Source organism: Enterococcus sp. 7F3_DIV0205 (genome assembly GCF_002141365.2).
GTDB classification, from domain to species: Bacteria; Bacillota; Bacilli; order Lactobacillales; family Enterococcaceae; genus Enterococcus_L; species Enterococcus_L palustris.
Map to the genome: position 1 here is coordinate 3,474,687 of NZ_CP147244.1, position 20,776 is coordinate 3,495,462.

25 protein-coding genes and 1 pseudogene are annotated in these 20,776 nt (G+C 36.1%); 24 read left to right on the forward strand and 2 right to left on the reverse strand.

The window, feature by feature from the left end:
- Positions 1-4: 4 nt before the first annotated feature.
- The 13 genes and pseudogenes from glpO (at position 5) to A5821_RS16250 (ending at position 9,353) form a co-directional block, all read left to right on the forward strand.
- On the forward strand, positions 5-1,840 hold the full coding sequence (gene glpO / locus A5821_RS16190) for a type 1 glycerol-3-phosphate oxidase (protein WP_086312005.1): 1,836 nt from the start codon (positions 5-7) through the stop codon (positions 1,838-1,840).
- A gap of 1 nt (position 1,841) precedes the next feature.
- The gene (locus tag A5821_RS16195; protein ID WP_086312006.1) at positions 1,842-2,561 is read left to right on the forward strand and encodes an MIP/aquaporin family protein; all 720 of its coding nucleotides are present in this window, start codon (positions 1,842-1,844) and stop codon (positions 2,559-2,561) included.
- A 243-nt stretch (positions 2,562-2,804) separates the two neighbouring features.
- A complete protein-coding gene (locus A5821_RS16200; protein WP_086312007.1) occupies positions 2,805-4,529 on the forward strand; it encodes a Na/Pi cotransporter family protein in 1,725 nt (574 codons plus the stop codon).
- A gap of 358 nt (positions 4,530-4,887) precedes the next feature.
- The gene (locus tag A5821_RS16205) at positions 4,888-5,283 is read left to right on the forward strand and encodes a hypothetical protein (protein WP_086312008.1); all 396 of its coding nucleotides are present in this window, start codon (positions 4,888-4,890) and stop codon (positions 5,281-5,283) included.
- Entirely contained in the window at positions 5,270-5,413 is a 144-nt protein-coding gene (locus A5821_RS16210) for a hypothetical protein (RefSeq protein ID WP_170922907.1), read from the forward strand. The genes A5821_RS16205 and A5821_RS16210 overlap by 14 nt, the downstream gene beginning before the upstream one ends.
- Positions 5,414-5,699: 286 nt before the next feature.
- Complete coding sequence (locus A5821_RS16215; RefSeq protein WP_086312009.1) at positions 5,700-6,080, forward strand: hypothetical protein; 381 nt, start codon at positions 5,700-5,702, stop codon at positions 6,078-6,080.
- A gap of 25 nt (positions 6,081-6,105) precedes the next feature.
- Positions 6,106-6,372 (forward strand): annotated as a pseudogene (locus A5821_RS17615) (hypothetical protein); the annotation flags it as partial.
- A 174-nt stretch (positions 6,373-6,546) separates the two neighbouring features.
- A complete protein-coding gene (locus A5821_RS16225) occupies positions 6,547-6,945 on the forward strand; it encodes a hypothetical protein (RefSeq protein ID WP_086312010.1) in 399 nt (132 codons plus the stop codon).
- Between the two features lies 1 nt (position 6,946).
- Positions 6,947-7,105 (forward strand): hypothetical protein, encoded by a 159-nt coding sequence (locus A5821_RS16230; protein WP_170922904.1) that lies wholly within the window; start codon positions 6,947-6,949, stop codon positions 7,103-7,105.
- Position 7,106: 1 nt separating this feature from the next.
- Entirely contained in the window at positions 7,107-7,499 is a 393-nt protein-coding gene (locus tag A5821_RS16235) for a Csa1 family protein (RefSeq protein ID WP_086312011.1), read from the forward strand.
- A complete protein-coding gene (locus A5821_RS16240) occupies positions 7,499-8,740 on the forward strand; it encodes a lipase (protein WP_249921799.1) in 1,242 nt (413 codons plus the stop codon). Before A5821_RS16235 ends, A5821_RS16240 begins: the two co-directional genes overlap by 1 nt.
- Positions 8,741-8,756: 16 nt before the next feature.
- The gene (locus tag A5821_RS16245; RefSeq protein ID WP_086312012.1) at positions 8,757-9,071 is read left to right on the forward strand and encodes a hypothetical protein; all 315 of its coding nucleotides are present in this window, start codon (positions 8,757-8,759) and stop codon (positions 9,069-9,071) included.
- An 18-nt stretch (positions 9,072-9,089) separates the two neighbouring features.
- Positions 9,090-9,353 (forward strand): hypothetical protein, encoded by a 264-nt coding sequence (locus A5821_RS16250; protein ID WP_086312013.1) that lies wholly within the window; start codon positions 9,090-9,092, stop codon positions 9,351-9,353.
- Between the two features lie 198 nt (positions 9,354-9,551).
- Here A5821_RS16250 and A5821_RS16255 read toward each other — a convergent pair whose 3' ends face one another.
- The gene (locus tag A5821_RS16255; RefSeq protein ID WP_086312014.1) at positions 9,552-10,094 is read right to left on the reverse strand and encodes a shikimate kinase; all 543 of its coding nucleotides are present in this window, start codon (positions 10,092-10,094) and stop codon (positions 9,552-9,554) included.
- A 116-nt stretch (positions 10,095-10,210) separates the two neighbouring features.
- On the opposite strand from A5821_RS16255, the gene A5821_RS16260 reads away from it, so the two are divergent.
- From A5821_RS16260 to A5821_RS16295, 8 genes are all read left to right on the forward strand, one after another.
- Positions 10,211-11,143 (forward strand): alpha/beta fold hydrolase, encoded by a 933-nt coding sequence (locus tag A5821_RS16260; protein WP_086312015.1) that lies wholly within the window; start codon positions 10,211-10,213, stop codon positions 11,141-11,143.
- Positions 11,144-11,263: 120 nt separating this feature from the next.
- Positions 11,264-11,803 (forward strand): 5-formyltetrahydrofolate cyclo-ligase, encoded by a 540-nt coding sequence (locus A5821_RS16265; RefSeq protein ID WP_086312016.1) that lies wholly within the window; start codon positions 11,264-11,266, stop codon positions 11,801-11,803.
- A 9-nt stretch (positions 11,804-11,812) separates the two neighbouring features.
- The gene (locus A5821_RS16270) at positions 11,813-12,523 is read left to right on the forward strand and encodes a rhomboid family intramembrane serine protease (RefSeq protein ID WP_086312017.1); all 711 of its coding nucleotides are present in this window, start codon (positions 11,813-11,815) and stop codon (positions 12,521-12,523) included.
- A gap of 16 nt (positions 12,524-12,539) precedes the next feature.
- Positions 12,540-12,758: a YqgQ family protein gene (locus tag A5821_RS16275; RefSeq protein ID WP_010760500.1), complete on the forward strand. Its 219-nt coding sequence runs from the start codon at positions 12,540-12,542 to the stop codon at positions 12,756-12,758.
- Positions 12,759-13,730 carry an ROK family glucokinase gene (locus A5821_RS16280; protein ID WP_086312018.1) on the forward strand — a complete coding sequence of 324 codons (972 nt, stop codon included), beginning with the start codon at positions 12,759-12,761 and terminating at the stop codon, positions 13,728-13,730.
- A 15-nt stretch (positions 13,731-13,745) separates the two neighbouring features.
- Positions 13,746-14,144, forward strand: a complete 399-nt coding sequence (locus tag A5821_RS16285; RefSeq protein WP_086312019.1) for a rhodanese-like domain-containing protein — start codon at positions 13,746-13,748, stop codon at positions 14,142-14,144.
- Between the two features lie 136 nt (positions 14,145-14,280).
- Positions 14,281-14,640, forward strand: a complete 360-nt coding sequence (locus tag A5821_RS16290; RefSeq protein ID WP_086312020.1) for a DUF488 domain-containing protein — start codon at positions 14,281-14,283, stop codon at positions 14,638-14,640.
- Between the two features lie 33 nt (positions 14,641-14,673).
- Entirely contained in the window at positions 14,674-16,539 is a 1,866-nt protein-coding gene (locus A5821_RS16295; RefSeq protein ID WP_086312021.1) for an FAD/NAD(P)-binding protein, read from the forward strand.
- Between the two features lie 56 nt (positions 16,540-16,595).
- Here A5821_RS16295 and A5821_RS16300 read toward each other — a convergent pair whose 3' ends face one another.
- On the reverse strand, positions 16,596-16,763 hold the full coding sequence (locus A5821_RS16300; RefSeq protein WP_010760505.1) for a DUF3042 family protein: 168 nt from the start codon (positions 16,761-16,763) through the stop codon (positions 16,596-16,598).
- 192 nt (positions 16,764-16,955) lie between these two features.
- Here A5821_RS16300 and A5821_RS16305 point away from each other — a divergent pair, with 192 nt between their 5' ends.
- The 3 genes from A5821_RS16305 to galT all read left to right on the forward strand — a co-directional run bounded on the left by A5821_RS16305 (position 16,956) and on the right by galT (position 20,767).
- The gene (locus A5821_RS16305; RefSeq protein WP_086312022.1) at positions 16,956-18,116 is read left to right on the forward strand and encodes a galactokinase; all 1,161 of its coding nucleotides are present in this window, start codon (positions 16,956-16,958) and stop codon (positions 18,114-18,116) included.
- Between the two features lie 60 nt (positions 18,117-18,176).
- The gene (gene galE, locus A5821_RS16310) at positions 18,177-19,169 is read left to right on the forward strand and encodes a UDP-glucose 4-epimerase GalE (RefSeq protein ID WP_086312023.1); all 993 of its coding nucleotides are present in this window, start codon (positions 18,177-18,179) and stop codon (positions 19,167-19,169) included.
- 116 nt (positions 19,170-19,285) lie between these two features.
- The gene (gene galT, locus A5821_RS16315) at positions 19,286-20,767 is read left to right on the forward strand and encodes a UDP-glucose--hexose-1-phosphate uridylyltransferase (RefSeq protein WP_086312024.1); all 1,482 of its coding nucleotides are present in this window, start codon (positions 19,286-19,288) and stop codon (positions 20,765-20,767) included.
- The last annotated feature ends 9 nt before the right edge of the window (positions 20,768-20,776 follow it).

Genomic DNA, 20,776 nt, shown 5'->3' on the forward strand with positions numbered 1-20,776 from the left:
TGGTATGTCATTTTCAATTAAAACAAGACAAGCATCTATTGAAAAGATGAAGTCTGAAGAATTAGATTTATTGATCATTGGCGGCGGTATTACAGGAGCTGGTGTTTCCTTACAAGCAAGTGCTGCTGGTATGAAAACTGGTTTGATCGAAATGCAGGATTTTGCAGAAGGAACTTCCTCTCGTTCCACTAAACTAGTTCACGGTGGAATACGCTATTTGAAAAATTTTGATGTAGAAGTTGTTGCAGATACAGTCCAAGAGCGCGCAGTTGTTCAAGCGATTGCGCCTCATATTCCAAAGCCAGACCCAATGCTTTTACCGATTTATGATGAACCAAAAGCAACGTTTAATATGTTTTCGGTCAAAGTGGCGATGGATCTTTATGATCGTTTGGCAAATGTGATCGGAACTAAGTACGAAAATTATACGTTAACAAAAGAAGAAGTACTGGAAAGAGAACCTCAGTTGAAAAGTGAAGGTCTGCAAGGCGGCGGTGTTTATCTTGATTTTAGAAATAACGACGCTCGTCTGGTAATTGAAAATATCAAACGTGCCGCATCTGATGGCGGACTGATGGTCAGTAAAGTCAAAGCCGTTGGATTCATTCAAAATGATCAGAGCAAAATCATTGGTGTAAAAGCAGAAGATATCCTAACAGGTGAGCAGTTTGACATCAAGGCGAAAGTTATAATCAATACAACAGGACCTTGGTCAGATAAAGTGCGAGGGTTAGATACGAAAGAAAATCTAGTGCCACAAATGCGTCCGACAAAAGGGGTTCATCTTGTTGTGGACAGCAGCAAATTATACGTACCTCAACCAACTTATTTTGATACTGGAAAGCATGATGGTCGAATGGTTTTCGTGGTTCCTAGAGAGAAGAAAACCTATTTTGGCACAACAGATACAGATTATACGGGGGATTATGAACATCCAACTGTTACCCAAGAAGACGTTGATTATTTACTGGAAATCGTCAACAGTCATTATCCTAAAGCCAACGTAACAATCGATGACATTGAAGCTAGTTGGGCTGGTCTTAGACCATTGATTTCAGAAAATGGCGGTTCTGATTATAATGGCGGCAATAATGGCAAAGTTTCTGATGAAAGTTTCGATCAAGTTATCACTATTGTTGAGAAATATAAAAATCAGCAAGCAACACGTTTTGATGTCGAAAATGTGTTGAATCACTTAGAAGATTCATTGGCTGAAAGCAAGGAAAATCCTTCAGCTGTTTCCCGCGGTAGTTTGCTAGAACGCTCAGATGATGGATTATTGACATTATCAGGTGGGAAAATCACAGATTATCGCAAGATGGCAGAAGGTGCGTTGAAAGAAATCCAACGTATTTTGAAAGAAGAATTTAATTGCACATTTGAGTTGATCGATTCTAAAACGTATCCTGTTTCAGGAGGAAATCTTGATGCCGCAAACGTGGAAAATGAGTTGAATGATCTGGCCGCATTAGGGATGGAAAAAGGTTTGAGCCAAGAAGAAGCAGAATATCTTGCTCATCTTTATGGCTCAAATGTAACAGAACTTTTTGAAAAAATTTCTACAACGGAAGTGGTAACAGGTTTAAGCTTAGCTGAAACCTTAGCATTGCACTATGCATTAGAAAATGAAATGGCACTGACACCTGCGGATTATCTTGTACGTAGAACAAATCATTTGCTCTTTATGAGAGATACGCTGGATGAAGTCAAAGAAGGTGTGATTTCTGAAATGAGTCATTATTATAATTGGTCCAAAGAGCAAAAAGAACACTATACCAATGAGCTAAATCAATTAATTGCAGAATCTGACTTGAGTACATTGAAAGAAGGGACGAAGTAAAATGGATACTTCAAATATGACACAGATTTTCAGTGAGTTTTTAGGCACGATGATTTTGATTCTTTTAGGTGACGGCGTATGTGCGGCAGTTAATTTAAAGAAAAGTAAAGCCGAAGCATCTGGTTGGATCGTGATTGCTTTTGGTTGGGCGATGGCAGTGACGATTGCCGTTTATGTTGCAGGCTATATGGGGCCTGCTCACTTAAATCCAGCGGTGACGATCGCAATGGCAATGACGGGAAGTTTTGAATGGAGTTTAGTTATACCGTTTGTTGTAGCGCAAGTTCTTGGCGCAATTGTTGGGGCAGTTTTAGTGTGGTTGGCTTATTTACCTCATTGGCAAGCAACAGAAGACCAAGGAGCGATTTTAGGAACCTTTGCTACAGGACCTGCTATTCGTAATTATCCAGCGAACATGGTTACAGAAGTAATTGGTACCTTCGTTTTAGTTTTAGGATTACTTTCATTCTCACAACATAGTTTTACAGATGGTTTAAATCCATTAGTTGTTGGAGCATTGATTTTATCGATTGGTTTGTCTTTAGGTGGACCTACAGGGTATGCAATCAATCCAGCACGTGATTTTGGTCCTCGTTTAGCTCATCAATTATTACCGATTTCAACAAAAGGGGATTCTGATTGGAGCTATTCATGGGTTCCTATCGTTGGACCTGTGATCGGTGCGGCTATTGCTTCTGGTGTTTATATGTTGATGGTTTGATTTTCATTGTAAGTTTAGGCGCTGGAAGTGATTACTTTCAGCGCTTTTTTTGTTTTTATGATGAGTTGATCAAGGACTAACTAATTTTCTTATGAAAAAAACAGATATTTTATTTACAAGAGGGGTGTTTTTCTGTACTCTTAAATGGAGTTGATGTGATAAAAAGCATCCAGTCGATTTTTCCTATTTTTCAGACAAGGCAGAACAAGCCTCTTCAGCTTTTAAAATAAAGGAGGAACAAGTGTGTCCTATCAAGAAATATTATTTCCTTTTCTCGGAGGATTAGGGATTTTTCTATTCGGTATGAAGTATATGGGGGATGGTCTGCAGAAATCTGCAGGGGATTCGCTACGGGAAATTTTGAACACTTTTACATCTACACCACTAAGGTCTGTATTGGCCGGATTGATCGTGACAGCAATTATTCAAAGTAGTTCTGGGACGACGGTTTTGACAGTGGGGTTGGTCAGTGTTGGGTTTATGTCATTACGTCAAGCGATCGGGGTAATCATGGGGGCGAATGTCGGCACGACAGTAACTGCATTTATTATTGGGTTTAATTTAAGCTCATATTCGTTACCGATCATTGGTGTGGGATCGATTTTACTGTTTTTCTCTAAAAGAGAGCGAGTCAATAATGTAGGGCAAATTTTATTTGGTTTTGGTTGCTTATTTTATGGACTAAAGTTGATGGGAGAAGGGATGGCACCGTTAAGTACCTTGCCTCAATTTGCAGATTTAATGGTAGATGTTTCTCATCATCCTATTCTAGGTGTGGGGATCGGAACCTTGCTTACAATGGTCTTGCAAAGTTCTAGTGCGACGATCGGGATCTTACAGCAATTGTATAGCCAAGGGAGTTTAGCAATTGGTGCAGTACTGCCAATTTTGTTTGGCGACAATATCGGTACAACAATCACTGCTGTGATCGCAGCGTTAGGCGTCAGTGTCGCTGCGAAGCGGACTGCGGCTTCTCATGTAATCTTTAATCTAGTTGGAGCGATTATTTTTACGACGTTACTGACGCCATTTACAGCGGTTGTGGTACGTATTTCTAGCTTGTTGGATTTAAAACCTGCAATGCAGATCGCGGTTGCTCATGGTTTATTCAATATTTCTAATTTGTTGATCCAGTTTTGGTTTATCGACAAAATCGAGTGGCTTGTCAGGAAAATTATTCCTGGTAAAGATAAAAGTATTGATTTTAAACCATCAAATCTAAATGAATCGATTATTCAAAATTCGGCTACCTTAGCATTGAATCAAGCTAAAATCGAACTATTACAAATGGGTGAATATGTTTTAGGTGCCTTTGAAGCAACAAAATCTTATTATGAGAAACAAGACAGTATCGACAAGGAAAATGCAAGCCAGTATGAGACTGCGATCAATGATACGGATAATCGCTTGACTGAATACTTGGTACAACTTTCGGCAACAGAATTAACGATTTCCGAAAGTCATGAGCAAACGATGATGTTGGAGTTAACAAAGGATTTAGAACGAATCGGCGATCATTGCCGGAATATTATTCAAAATCTCAATGAAGCGATCCATCTTGAAAAGAAACAAAAAGCCAAAGAGAAAAAAGCTGGTAAAGTTTCTGAACGTGATACACTGATTTTGTATGATGAAGATGTGGTCGATTTATTTGAGAAAGTTTTGAAAAATATTCGTGATTCTTTAGTTGTTTTTGAAAATGATGACAAAGAAATGGCTGCCCATATGCTGAGTCGAGAAGAACAGATCGATCAAATGGTCAAAATGCTTCGCAAAAAATATATTTCTATCATGAATAGCGGTAAAGGTCGAGCGGCTGATGGAGTGCTATTTATTGATATAGCATCCAACCTAGAGCGAATGAGTGATCGTACGATCCATATGGCTAAGTATGTTTTAGGTGAACGTTATGGAACAGAAGAAATTGTAGTGGATCAATCAGTAAACCCTATGATTACATTACAATAAAAGAAAAAATACCCTTTATGATGAGGGTTAAGTGGTTGTAGTGACCCTGCAAAGTTAGACTTTTAAGGAGTGGAGAAATCCACTTCTTTTTTCGTGTATTAAAATAGAAAGATAATCTACTATTGATAATGTTGGAAATGTAGATACCTCACAAGTCGTTATCGCTTATACAGGGACGAATTTTTCTAATGCTAAAGACTGACTGAGTGTTCTAAGAAGTACTTTCTAGTAGAAGACATAATTTATCAATTAATTTGCGTTAAAGTAAAAAAATTGATGTAAGGAATAGAATGTTCATGCTATTCTTATTATACATAATGTTATGAAAAAAGTTTGATATATAGAAAAGGCGGATAGTATGAATAAAAAAGTAGTTCTTGTTTTAGGGATTATTATTACGTTATGTTTAGTAGTTGGTGGGAAATACTATATGAAGATTAAAAATACTGAGCAAAGAGAGTTAGAAGTCAAGAAAGAAATTGCATTATTTATAGTTCAGAATTATCAAGAGATAAAAGAGATTGAATTTGGAGAGTTTTCACAGATAAAAGAAACAGGATCGTGGCATGTTGTTACAACTATCAATTCAAATTCAGTTGTCCAATTTGATCTTAACACATTAGAAAAGAAGGATGATTTTCATTTAGCTTACAATGAAAATGATTTTCATTTAGAAAAGAGAGCAAAAAAAAACATTTCTATAGATTTAAGTAATGTCAATGTGAATTACGGAGGAGAGTATGGCAACAGATAAAGATTATAATTATTTAGCAGATAAAGCTTATAGCTTTGATGTTGCAAGAGAAAAAAAGAAGGTCGAATACCTGTTAAAGATGGACAAATTTTTGAAGATGAAAATTTATCTCAAAAATACAAAGTCTTAAAAGCAGAAAACAACACAGACAATGGCATGCAAGCTATGGCAGTAGCACCAGTTGATAATGCTGGAAATGTAGATACCTCACAAGTCGTTATCGCTTATGCAGGGACTAATTTTTCTAATGCTAAAGACTGACTGAGTGTTCTAAGAAGTACTTTCTAGTAGAAGACATAATTTATCAATTAATTTACGTTAAAGTAAAAAAATTGATATAAGGAATAGAATGTTCATGCTATTCTTATTGTACATAGTGTTATAAAAAATGTTTATTTGTAGAAAAGGTGGATAGTATGAATAAAAAAGCAGTTCTTGTTTTAGGGGGTATTATCATTTTATGTTTAGTAATTGGAGGGGAAGGTTATATGGATAAAAAAGAATTAGATCAAAAAATAGAAGAGAACATATCAAAGGCGTTCTCAGAAAGGTATCTAGATCCAGAAGATAAAGAAATAGAAGAAATTACATTTTATAGAGCACCAACAAACCAATCGGATGCGACAGAAAATAGAAATTACTTTTTCTATATAAATAATAATTCTAAATGGAAAGTTGGAGCGTCTGTAAAAATTAAACAAAAAGAAATATGGGCTTTTGGTAGTGATAACATAGAGTTAAATCTAAAAGAAGAAGCGAAAAAAGTCGAAAAACTTAAAGTGAATTACTATAAATGAAAAGGCTAAATTGGAGGGGAGTAGGATATGGTTAGTGAAGAGGACTATAATAGATTATCTGTGGATAGATTCAAAAAAAGATGATGTACCATTTCATCCTAAAACTGGTACAATTTTTAATCCAGCAGATATAAAAGGCTTGTCTCAAAAATACAAAGTCTTAAAAGCAGAAGACAACACAGATAACGGCATGCAAGCTATGGCAGTAGCACCGGTTGATGATGCTGGAAATGTAGATACCTCACAAGTCGTTATCGCTTATGCAGGGACGAATTTTTCTGATGCTAAAGACTGACTGAGTGTTCTAAGAAGTACTTTCTAGCAGAAGACATAATTTATCAAAGGTATAATTTATCAATTAATTTGCGTTAAAGTGAAAAAAAGATGTAAGAAATATAATGATTATGATATTCTTATTATACATAATGTTATGAAAAAAGTTTGATATATAGAAAAGGCGGATAGTATGAATAAAAAAGTAGTTCTTGTTTTAGGGATTATTATTACGTTATGTTTAGTAATTGGAGGGAGCATTTATATGAGAAAAAAATATGTAAATATTACGGAAAATCAACAAATAAATGTAGCAACATGGATTGCAAGAAGTTATTATATTTCAGAAATTACTTTTCTGAAAGTCTCTAAAGATAATAATACAGGGAGTATAACTCTTTATCTTGAGTTAAATGAAAGTGAAAAATTTAAAACTGGAATAACAGTTAATGACATGACGGAGTTTGATACACCAAACGGTTTGGTAGGTTTGAATCCCGTAAGCGTATTCGAAAAATTAAGAAAATCAGAAAATAAAAAAGATGCACCAGTCGATTTGGAAAAAATTGAAATTAAATTTATAAGAGGATAAGATGACATCTGACGATAAATTGAGGTGGTTGGCGGAACAATCCTATTGGGTTGATACTGGTAAAGAAGACAAGCCTTATATTCCAAAGGAATATAATGATTATGATATTCTTATTGTACATAGTGTTGAAAAAAGTTTGATCTATAGAAAAGGTGGATAGTATGAATAAAAAAGTAGTTCTTGTTTTGGGAATTATTATTACGTTATGTTTAGTAATTGGAGGGAAAAACTATATGGATAAGCAACAGGAAAAAGAAACACAGGAGAAACAAAGTGCAGAGCAAAAAATTGCGTTATATATTGTTCAAAATTATGAGGGTGTACGAAAAATTGAATTTAAAAAATTAACTCAAACGAATGAGACTGGATTTTGGCATCTAAGTGCAGACATTAATAATATTAATAAATTAAATTTTTCTATGAGAAATTTGTCGTCAGCAAATAAGCCAACTATTCGCTCTAATCCAGATACTTTTCATCTGAAAGAAAGAAGTAAAAAAGGAGATGAAGACCTAATGAATGTTGAAGTTTTGTATTCGGAGGGTAATCAATAATGATCAATGAAAAAGATTTAAATAATTTAGCTGATGAAGTTTATTTAGTTGATAAAAATAAAGCTAAGAAGGATAAAATTGAGTCATGGAGAGAAGGCGATATTATTAAAGGCGGTGAATTAACGCAAGGCTACAAAGTCTTAAAAGCAGAAGACAACACAGACAACGGCATGCAAGCTATGGCAGTAGCACCAGTTGATGATGCTGGAAATGTAGATACCTCACAAGTCGTTATCGCTTATGCAGGGACGAATTTTTCTGATGCTAAAGATCGTGCAACTGATATACAAACAGTTGCTGGAGGAGATAAACAGTTAGCTGTAAATCCCTACCTTGAAACTGCAGGACAAGCAATCACTGCCCAAGATTTTGCAGATATTATATCAGAAAAATACCCCAATGCTATTATTACGACAACCGGTCATTCCTTAGGAGAATATCTGGCATTAATGATTGCATCTGAAAATCAGTGGCGGAATGTGGGATTTAATGGTCCAGACCCTTATGGCATATTATCTGCTGATGCAAAAAAATGGATCAAAAATAATCCAGGAATGCTAACCAATTATCGTAATCGTGGTGATAGTGCGATTGGGAATTTAATGGGAAATGGAACTGGGGCACAAATTAAAGTGAGTCTTGAAATGGGACTAGATAATCCGTTAACTTATCACAGCTTAAGTGTATGGAAGTTTGATGATAATGGTAATTTAATCATTCCTAACAATAAATACAATAAAAAGGCGATGAGACAACAGGCAGAACGTGTATTAATGACACAATTTGTTGCAAGTATGTATGCCTTGAAAGCTCTTGAAGCGCTTTTTAGATCCAGCGGTGGAGGATTATCATCAAATGAACAATTTTATCTTGACGCGAGTCAGGCTAATTCAGTAGTAGAAACAGCTTCGCGTTCATTGAAACTGGCAATGGCTAACGTAATAATTCTCTACCAAGAAGCAATAGAAGATGCTGAAAAATTATGGAATACCGGCTTAACCAAAGCAAGAGGTAGTGCGTCGAAGTTAAGTGGATCTGAAATTGAAGAAGCATTATCAAGTGTTGGTACTACTCAGTCAACTGTGATTAGTGACCCCAGTGAAGAATATAGAGAGAAAATAAATGAAGCAAAAGAAATTGGAGAAAGTTTTGATATATTAGCAAATGAAATCAAAGGGCAAATAGACCTTGTTGTTCAAAAAGATCAAGAGTTAGCCCAACAATTAAAGGTCCGATTATAGAAGTGGGGTGTTCTTTTTGGATGAAGAGAAGCTGAAAATAAATTATACTAGAGCACGTCAAGAATTGGAAGAACAAGAGCAAGACATCAAGGCTTATCGAAAAAAAGGGGAACAGCTTTTTGAGGAGTCACGGAAATCTTTGTACTATTATCTGCAAGATTTTGCCATAGACGATGAACCGCTGAATCAAGCACTACGAGAATTTGCACAAAGAGAAGAGGAATATCTCGAGATATTAAGTGAAGAACGTAAGGCAATTATACAAAAGCAAGAAGATGTTGACGAAAAATATTATAGAGACCTCCGAAAGTTGATAGAAGAAAATAAATAAAGTGATAGGAGTTAAAACATGTTAGAGATGTTGAATGATCTCTTAAAAAAAATTGAAAAAGAGAATCAAAAAACGAATGTTCGAGCAATAGGAATGGCGACATTGCAACAAAGTAACAGTAAAAAAAATAAGGTTAAAACAGAAGGTAAATCTACATTAGAAGAAGCAAAGGCTTCAATTTCTCAAACAACTACTGGGTTACAAGGTGCAGTCAAAGGAAAGTTTGGAAAGAAAATTACTGAAACATTCGAGAAACAAAAACAAAAATTGGATGCCTACTAAGTTACTCAAAAGGAGTGGAGAAACCCACTCCTTTTTGAGTGCATTAAAATTGATCGTTAAGTAGCGAATTGAGTTAGTTTAAAAATTGGATGGGATTTTTTCAGTCCATTTTCTTTTTAGGTATTCGTTATTGTAATAGTAAATATAGTGACAAAAGTTAGGTTTTTGATTTAACTTTTTGTGGGAGACTTTGAGTCATTAAGGGATATTTTTTAGGCTATCCATGATTGATTGATATAAAACTTCTAAAGATTGATTACTATCGAGTTTTAAAACTGGGCTTTTGGAATGGGCGATTTGATAATTATGCTCAGCAAATGTCCCAATATCAGAAGGCGTTTGAGCGGTATAATACGTTTTGCACCACTCTAAAAAGTCATTGGTTTGGTGTCCTTGTTCATCTAACCAGAGTGAGTCAATACCGCCTCTAACTATTTCTCTTTTTATTAAACGCTGGAATCGTTGCTCGTCATCTAACATGAGAAAAACTAAAAGATCTCGATCCGTAAAACCAGTAGGATTCCAAGAAAATACTGAGCCTGAAACGACAAAGTGCTCGAATGTTTCACGATCATCATGGTACATTTTTAAGCGCTGCTGGATTGGATAATTCTCAGAAAAATTCTCATCTTTCCAAAGATAGTCATCCGTATCGATCCACTTGATCTGCTTTTTTTCAGCAATATAATTTCCCAAAGTACTTTTTCCAGTACCAGAGGCGCCAATGAGTTGAATTTTCATCTTTATTCTTCCTCCGCTTAAATAAGAAATAATCTTAAAAGAAAATGCACATTAGACTATTTCATTTACTAAGAATACTTTATAATAAATACTATCAATTGAGAAGAGGGAAGAATATGAAACATAATACTTTTTTGTCATCCGATCAAACAACTACAAGTCATTTTATCTGTTGGGAACCTGATAAAGAGGCAATCGGAACGGTTCAAATCATCCATGGAATGGCAGAATATATTGAGCGTTATCATGATTTTGCTAAATATTTAAATAATTTAGGTTTTATTGTGGTTGGCCATGACCATTTAGGGCATGGTGAATCTGTAGCAAGCGATCAACCAAAACATGGATACTTCGCACAAGGAGAGCCAGTAACTTTTGTCCTGGAAGATATTCATCAGGTCAAAGAGTGGATCGAACATACTTATTCAGACTTGCCTCATTTTATGTTGGGTCATAGTATGGGCTCATTTGCTTTGCGCAATTATTTACAACTATATAAATCTGACATCAGCGGTGCTATTTTTATGGGAACAGGTAAAAATGCTTCGATGTTATCAGTAGCCCTTTCTCTAACGAAAGGCTTGAATCTAACTGTTCCAGAAAAACAAAATAAATGGTTGGATCATATGGCTTTTGGCTCTTTTAGCAAGCAATTTCCAGAAGCTGGAAGCTTTAATTGGTTAAGTAAAAATCAAGAAAATGTAAGACGTTATGAAGAAGATCCGTTAACAGGTTTTACATTCACCAATAACGGTTTTTATACGTTATTTCGATTAGTTGATGGAGCAAATCGGAATGGCTGGGCACAAAATATCGACCAAGATTTACCGATTTTAGTAATCAGTGGGGAACAAGATCCAGTAGGGGATTTTGGTAAAGGTCCTAGAAAAGTTGCAAAAGAACTTGATGAGGCTGGAATCAAAGATGTGTCTCTTGTTTTGTTTACTGATTTGCGTCATGAAATTTTACTGGAAGAAGAAAAAGATGAGGTCTATAAAGCGATTAGTAATTGGTTGCAAAAAAGACTAGATCTTGACGTAAAAGACTAGAAATCTGTTTGCTATTTAATGGGTTTTTATATACACTACAAAGTAAGGTTAAAAAGATAAAAAAGTGAAAAAGTAAAGTAATTTTTTGTGGAGGATTTTTCTGATCAGGGAGGGTTGATTGTGGAAAAAACGCGACTAAGGAAACTCGGTTTGGCAAACTTGAAATGGCTTCAAGAACATCCAGAATTGAAAGAGCAAAAAGAACACAAAATTAGTCAGACGCTATTTAACGATCCATGTTGGAAAAATGCGAAAACGATCGCAATCACTAAACCACTTGCTTTTGAATTTGATACGCATATTATACTTCATAGAGGTTGGCAAGAAGGAAAGCAGATGTTGATGCCAATCACTGGTAAAAATCGAACGCTGACATTTCATACTGTAACGCCTGAAACTGTTTTTGAAAAAACAGCATTTGGTGTGGAAGAGCCGCAAGATGCATCTGCTGTCTCTAATGAAATAATCGATTTAGTCGTGGTACCAGGGATCGTTTTTACACATGACGGCTTTCGAATTGGGTTTGGCGGAGGTTTTTATGATCGTTTCCTAAAGCACTATCAAGGGGAAACATGCAGTTTGGTATTCAGTGAACAGATTCAAGAAGATTGGCAGGCAGAAACGTTTGACTTGCCTGTAAAACGATTATTTATCAGCTAGGAGGAACACATGAATTATCAAACACAGATGAAAATTAAAAGAATATTGAAACAACCACTAGTAACCTATATGTTACTAGGAATCACTACGATTGTTTTTTTAGGGATGGAACTGACAGGTGGATCTGAAAATGGTCAGGTTTTGGTCAACTGGGGAGCGATGTCGCGAGGTGAAATTCTTTATTTACATGAATATTGGCGCTTTTTTACTCCGATGTTTTTACATATCGGTTGGCTGCATTTTGTTGTAAATATGGTGACACTTTATTATGTGGGCTCTCAAGTAGAAAGTATTTATGGTCATTGGCGCTATCTCTTGATTTATTTATTGAGTGGTGTGGCTGGAAATATTATTAGTTTTACCTTTGGTTCACCAAATAGTATTTCAGCGGGTGCTAGCACATCTTTGTTTGGATTATTTGGTGCGTTCATTATTCTTGGTCGTCATTTTAGAAATAATCCTGCGATTTCATTTATGGTTCAGCGCTATGCGACCTTTATTGGAATCAACTTGATTTTTAACTTATTTAGTAGTTCTGTGGACATCATGGGCCATATCGGAGGCTTGATTGGTGGGCTTTTAGTTGCGTCTGCTTTAGCTGTACCAGATCGTTCTGATGAGTTCAATATTCATGAACGAATCATTTCTGGAATCATTTTCGTATTTTTGTTAGGTGTTTGTCTAGTCTTGGGTTTTAAAAAATTCGGTTTACTTGTATAATAAGGAAGTGCATTTAATGGAAACGCTATATGATGTACAGCAGTTATTTAAACAATTCGGCATTTATATTTATGTAGGTGCTAGAATTTATGATATCGAGTTGATGATGATTGAATTGAAAAATATTTATGAAGGTCACTTGATTGATAGAGACACGTATCTCCATGCGAGAAGTGTTTTGCAACGAGAACATCGAATTGAAGAAAGCAGAGCGACTGAGAAAGGAACCGAGTAAATGGATAAGAAATTGATTGGGATTGATTTAGGCGGAACAACGATTAAGTTTGCGATTTTAACAACAGATGGAGATGTTCAGCAAAAATGGAGTATTGAAACCAATATTCTAGATGAAGGCAGTCATATCGTGCCGGATATCATCGAATCAATCAATCACCGAATTTCTCTTTATGAGATGAAGCATGATGATTTTATTGGGATCGGCATGGGCACACCTGGGAGTGTCGATATTAAAAAAGGCACAGTAGTTGGTGCTTATAATCTTAACTGGACGAAAAAGCAAAATGTAAAAGCACAAATCGAAGAAGCAACAGGAATTCCTTTTGTTTTAGATAATGATGCCAACGTAGCGGCGTTAGGTGAACGCTGGAAAGGTGCTGGCGAAAACAATCCAGATGTTGTGTTCATCACACTTGGGACAGGTGTTGGCGGCGGTATTATAGCTGAAGGCAATTTATTACATGGTGTTAATGGCTGTGCTGGTGAAATTGGACATGTAACAGTTGATCCTGGTGGGTTTGAATGTACATGTGGTAAACGTGGCTGTCTAGAAACTGTCTCTAGTGCTACAGGGGTAGTTCGGGTTGCTCGTCATATGTCGGAAGAATATGCGGGTGATTCTCAGTTAAAACAAGCTATTGATGACGGTCAAGATGTTTCAAGTAAAGACGTCTTTGAGTATGCGCAGGCTGATGATCCATTTGCCTTGATGGTGGTCGATCGTGTATGTTATTTCTTAGGTCTTGCAATCGGTAATGTAGGGAATACCTTGAATCCATCTAGTGTGGTCATTGGCGGTGGCGTTTCTGCGGCAGGTGAATTTTTACGCAGCCGTGTTCAAACATATTTTGAAGAATTTACTTTCCCGGAAGTTCGTAATAGCACGCAAGTTAAACTTGCCCAATTAGGGAATGAAGCAGGCGTTATCGGTGCTGCTTCACTTGCATTACAATTCATGGAGAAAGAGTAAGAAAGGGATTTTGGAATGAACGTTTTATGGATTATCAATGGAATTTTATTAACAATTTTACTAGCAATGGGGATCAACGAATTATATCTTAGAATCATGGCAAAACGCTCTGCCAAAACAATCACAGAAGAAGAATTTAAAGAAGGTATGAGAAAAGCCCAAATCATTGATGTCCGTGAAAAAGACTCATTTGATGCAGGTCATATTCTTGGTGCACGAAACATGCCTTACACAACCATCAAAACAACGATGAATTCAATTCGTAAAGATCAACCTGTTTACATTTATGATCAAAAAAAATCATTAAGTATTCGTACGGCGAATCAATTACGTAAAAATGGCTACAAAGATTTATATATTTTAAAAGGCGGCTATGAAGGCTGGACTGGTAAAACAAAAAAGAAAAATGCTTAATCAATAAAGTACAGAGAGATAAACGAGTGTTTAAAACTGGACAACGTTTACTTCTCTGTGCTTTTTCTTCGAGATCAAAATCGTAAATCGTTTCTTTTTTTATTAATTAGGATAAAATAAAGAAGAGGTGATCAGCATGATCCGAATCAAAAGAGCATACAAAGAAGCTGAAGACACAGATGGTTACCGAGTACTAGTTGATCGTTTATGGCCTAGAGGTGTGTCAAAAGAAAAAGAACACTTGGATTTGTGGTTAAAAGAAATTGCACCTAGCAATGAGCTTAGAAAATGGTTCAATCATGAACCCGATAAATTTTCCCAATTTAAAGAAAAATATCTAATTGAATTAAATGCTGGTGAAGCGAATGACGCATGCCAAAGACTTATTCAAATTATAAACAAACACCCCATAGTTACCTTAGTTTATGGGGCAAAAGATGAAGTACATAATAATGCAGTTGTCCTTCAGGAAATGTTAGAAAAAGTAAATCAATGAATGAACAAAGAATAAAGTGAAAGGAGGAAAAGTATGAAAATAGCGATTGTTGGTGGCGGCCCTCGAGGACTTTCGATTTTTGAGAGAATAGTTGAATGGTCAAGAGAAGAACAGGTGATTCAGATCACAATGTTTGATCCGTATGGTCCAGGGGGAAAGGTGTGGCGAGAAGATCAACCACTATCCTTATTGATGAATTCAGTTGCCTCACATGTCACGTTATTTACAGATGAAACATTGAGTACAAAAGGCCCCGTCGCTAAAGGTCCGAATCTATATGAATGGGCTCAAAGTGAGGCGACTGAGTTTATCAAAAAACATAATTTTGAAAATAGAACTATCTTACTTGAAGAGTGTGAAAACTTAGGACCAAACGACCACTGCTCACGCGTTTTTTATGGATTATATCAAAAGTGGTTTTATGAATATGTTCAAACCAGGATGACAGAGCAGACCTCAGTAAAATTTTTTAAAGACACCGTTCGGGCTGTGAAAATGCAAGAGGATAAATTTTTAGTGTATACAAAAGCGGTAGAAACAACAGTAGACACGGTTATTTTAGCACTAGGCCATCAAGAAAATGAATTGATTGGAAACGAGAAAGAGCTGGCTGCTTTTGCAAGTGATCATCGATTATTTTATTCTTCACCTAAAAATGCAGCGGATGCATACCTTGAAGCAATAACCGAGAACACGCCTGTTTTGATTAGAGGGTTGGGTTTAGTTTTTTATGATTATCTTACCTTGCTGACAAGTGATCGTGGTGGAGAGTTCCGAGAAAAAGAGGGAGAATTGATTTATTTTCCTTCTGGTAAAGAACCTAAAATTATTGCGGGATCAAGTCGGGGTATTCCATACCATGCTAGAGGTGTTAACCAAAAAGGCTACGGGGAAGAATATCAGCCACGTTTTCTAAAAGAAAAAAGTTTGAATAAATTTAAGCGAAAAGGGAATTTTTCTGCAGAGCAGTTTTTTGAGCTTTTAAAAAAAGAAATAGAATTTGCTTATTATTCGGCATTGATCGCTGCTAAATATCCGAATGTGAATCAGCCACGTTTTAATGAAGAGTTTATTCGTACAAGAGGCGCGGATACGATCCTTGAAAAATATGGAATTCATAAAAAAGAGTTTTGGGATTGGTCTGCTATTCAATGTCCAGATCAAAATGTAGGAGATGAAGATTCTTTTCAGAAATTCATTATTGATTATTTGAATTGGGATTTTAAGGAAGCAAAAAAAGGGACGATATCTGGACCTTTTGCGGCTGCTTTAGATAGTTTGAAAGATTTGCGGGATGAAGTTCGTTTTATGCAAGATCATGAACTGTTTTCAAATGATGAGTATAAAACATGGCTGTGGGATTGGTTTACGCCATTAAATGCATTCTTATCTATTGGTCCTCCTGTTGAAAGAACTGCTGAACTTAAGGCACTGATCAATGCTGGAGTGGTGACACTGCTGGGACCAAAAATGCAGGTAACAACAGAAGCAGATTGGTTCGTCGGGTTTTCAAAAAAATACCCATTACAAAAATTCAAAACGCATTTTTTGATAGAGGCTAGATTGCCCAAAATAGCTAACCAATTTAGTTTGAATCCACTAGTTCAGCAACTTTTAAGAGATCAAACGGCAAGTTTACATCAGGTGAAATTAGGATCAGGTGATGTTTATTATACGGGTGCACTTTTAGTAGATGCAAAAACAAATCAAATACAATCAAAAGCAGGAAAAGTGATCACTGGATTATTTTGTTATGGAATTCCAACAGAAGGCGTTCATTGGCTAACCGCAACTACTTCTAGACCAGGAACGGATCCTTGGAATTTAAGGGAAGCAGATTTGATTGCGAGAAACATTTTTGAAGGCAAAATAAAAACAAAAGAAAACAACGATATGTAAACAGTTGTTTTCTTTTGTTTTTTTAGTTGAATTAAGCGTTTTGTTCACTTAGCCCTTTATCGAGAGATACGTTTACGCATTGCTTTTTTACGGTTTTCCTCAATCATATCTTCTTTTTCTTCGATTGGATCAAGAACTGTTTTTTTGATTGTAGCTGCAAATCCTACAACCGCAGCACATGTCACGGCTGTTCCTACAAGCATACCTGAAATAAATTTTTTCATATACATTCTCCTCTCTGTTATTTAGACACTTCTATTATGAACTAAAGTAAGAAAAAAATCCAATAGAGAGGAGCAATGGACTTTTCGAGTCATTTAAAAAGTAGTTTTGTAACCGTTTTACGAAAAAAGCTTGTAAATGTTTAGTAAATGTTTTATAATAAATTTACTAAAAAGAATGGAGAGGTGAAAATTTTGGAAAATGAATTAAAAGAGTTATTTCATTCTGTTTTTGGAATTGCTTCTGCAGAAATATACTTTGCTCCAGGAAGAATCAATTTGATTGGGGAACATACAGATTATAATGGCGGATCTGTTTTTCCAGCAGCGATTACAATCGGAACATATGGAGTTGCTAGAAAACGAGAGGATCAAATGATTCGATTGTATTCGGAAAATTTTTCTGAGTTAGGTATTATTGAATTTTCATTAACAGACTTAGCTTATAGGAAAGAACATGATTGGACGAATTATCCCAAAGGAATGATTTCCTATTTAATTGAGCAAGGGTATTCTATCGAACAGGGTGTTGATATTCTCTTTTACGGAACGATTCCAAATGGTGCAGGTCTTTCTTCATCTGCTTCAATCGAATTGTTGACTGGGGTTATTTTAAATGATTTATTTGCGTTAAATATTAAAATGTTGGATTTAGTGATTACAGGAAAACGTGTAGAAAATCATTTTATTGGTGTGAATTCGGGGATCATGGATCAATTTGCTATAGGTATGGGGAAACGAGATCACGCTATTTTGTTGGATACAAATACACTAGATTATGAGCTGGTGCCAGCAGAATTTGGTGAGCATGTGATTGTAATCATGAATACAAACAAACGTAGAGAATTGGCGGATTCAAAATATAATGAACGCCGAGCAGAATGTGAACTCGCTTTGAGTCGCTTACAAACTATTTTATCAATCGAATCATTAGGAGAATTAACAGAAGAGTGCTTTGAACAAAATAAAGCAGCCATTGAAGACGGAACGTTGATTAAAAGGGCAAAGCATGCAGTAACTGAAAATCAACGAACGATCAAAGCAAAACAAGCACTTGTTAAAAATGATTTAAATCGTTTCGGTCAATTATTAAATGAGTCTCATGCTTCTTTAAAAGATGATTACGAAGTAACAGGGATTGAGCTCGATACTTTAGTAGAAACAGCTCAGAAACAACCTGGTGTATTAGGTGCTCGGATGACAGGAGCAGGATTTGGCGGTTGTGCAATTGCTTTAGTAAAAGAAGCAGACTTGGCACGTTTTATTAAGAATGTTGGACAAACGTATCAAGAGCAAATTGGCTACTCAGCAGACTTTTATGTTGCGAATGTTGATGACGGAGCTAGAAAGCTGTAAAATAAGGAATACGAAAAAAAGGATATTCATTTCGCAGACAATCAATAAGGAGGCAGTAACATGTCAATTTTAGTTTTAGGCGGGGCAGGCTACATTGGTTCCCATGCAGTGGATCAATTGATTCAAAAAGGGTATGAGGTAGTTGTTGTCGATAATCTTCAGACTGGTCACAAACAGGCTGTTCATGAAAAAGCTACATTTTATCAAGGCGATATTAGAGATAAAGCGTTTATGCAGAGTGTTTTCAAAAAAGAAACAATCGATGGCGTGATCCATTTTGCTGCAAGTTCATTAGTCGGTGAATCAGTAGAAAAGCCGCTAGTTTACTTTAACAATAATGTGCAAGGCACACAAATCGTGTTGGAAGTAATGGAAGAATTTGGTGTTAAGCACATTGTATTCTCTTCAACAGCTGCGACTTATGGTGAGCCTAAAGAGATGCCAATTGTAGAAACGATGCCGACAAATCCAGAAAACCCATATGGCGAAAGTAAATTAATGATGGAAAAGATGATGAAATGGTGTGACAAAGCATATGGTATGCGTTATGTTGCGCTACGTTACTTTAATGTTGCAGGGGCTAAATCAGATGCTTCAATTGGTGAAGATCATGATCCAGAAACGCATTTGATTCCAATTATTTTACAAACAGCGTTAGGCCAAAGAGAGTACCTAGGGATTTATGGCGATGATTACGATACGCCAGATGGTACATGTATTCGTGACTATGTTTATATTGAAGACTTGATCGCAGCTCATATTGCAGCGCTGGACTACTTACAAAAAGGCAACGAAAGTAATGTCTTCAACTTAGGTAGTAACACTGGTTATTCAGTCAAAGAAATGCTAGAAGCAGCAAGAGCAGTAACTGGCAAAGAAATTCCAGCTAAAGTACTACCGCGTCGCTTAGGAGATCCAAGTAAATTGGTTGCTTCTAGTGAAAAAGCCAAAACGATTTTAGATTGGCAACCGCAAGTGACAGATATCAAACAGATCATTCAAACTGCTTGGGACTGGCATGTCAGCCATCCAAAAGGATATGATTCTTTCTAGTTTAAAAGGCAGTCTCATTGAACAAAAATAAAAAATAAATATAGTCTAAAGAGCGCTCATATTTTTAATCGGAGCAAAATGAGCCTATTTAGCTTTTATATTTAGGAGGAAACGTTGTGTCAATTAGTCAAACTATTACAGATTTTGTGACGTTAGCAATTCAAGCAGGTGGATGGATGGAACTAGATCGGCTTTATTTGCAAAATCGTGTGTTGGGCGTAATTGGAGAAGAATCGTTAGAACCAATTTCTCCAAAAGTAGTGACAAAGTCATCATTGGAATTATTGGATGAACTAGTTGCTCAAGCTATAAAAAATGGAAAAGTGAAAGAGGAAACAACGGATTTAGAAATTTTCGAAGCACAATTGATGGATTTTCTTACACCACCGCCTTCGGTCGTCAATGCTCTTTTTGCTCAATATTACGAAAAAGATCCAGTTGATGCGACGGATTACTTCTATAAACTAAGCCAAGAGAATGACTATATCAAAACAAGAGCAATTGCTAAAAATAATCTTTTTTCTGTTGAAACAGAATATGGTCAACTAGAGATCACGATCAATTTATCAAGACCAGAAAAAGACCCAAAACAAATTGCAGCTGAACGCCAAAACAGTCAGCTTGATTATCCTAAATGTGTTTTGTGTATGGAAAATGAAGGATACAAAGGTCGGGTCAATCATCCAGCTAGGACCAATCATCGAATCATTCGAATGAATCTAGATGGCGAAAGTTGGGGGTTTCAGTATTCACCTTACGCTTATTACAATGAGCATTCAATTATTCTATCAGAAGAGCATCGTCCTATGGTGATTTCAAAGGAAACCTTCAAACGATTAACAAGGATCATCGAAGTCTTACCTCATTATTTTGTGGGCTCTAATGCTGATTTACCGATTGTAGGAGGATCGATTTTGACTCACGATCATTATCAAGCTGGACGTCATATTTTCCCGATGGAAAAAGCAGAGATCGAGCAATACTTTGAATTAAGTGACTATCCTTTAATGAATGCAGGAATCGTTAAATGGCCGATGTCTGTGATTCGCTTGCAAAGTCCTAATTCAGAAGATTTAGTTGAAGCAGCCTCGTTGATTTTAGAAAAATGGCGGAACTATTCTGATGAGGATGTATCGATTCAAGCATTTTCGGCAGATGGAACACCTCATCACACGATAACTCCTATTGCCCGCCGCAAGGGGCAATTATTTGAAATGGATTTGGTTTTACGTGACAACAATACCTCTGTTGAACACCCAGATGGTATTTTTCATCCTCATCAAGAGGTTCAACATATTAAAAAAGAGAATATCGGTTTAATCGAAGTAATGGGGTTAGCAGTATTGCCGCCACGTTTAAAAGATGAGCTGCAAGAAGTAGAAAATTATGTTTTAGCTAAAGAAAATCATATCGCAGATTACCATAAACAATGGGCTGATCAAATGAAAGAAAGATATAGCTTCAGTGAAGAAAATGCAAGTGAAATCATCCAAAAAGAAGTGGGACAAATTTTTGCTCAGGTATTAGCTGATGCAGGAGTTTATAAACGGACAACAGAAGGACAAGCTGCATTTAAACGATTTATTGATAGTTTATAATAAAGAAGG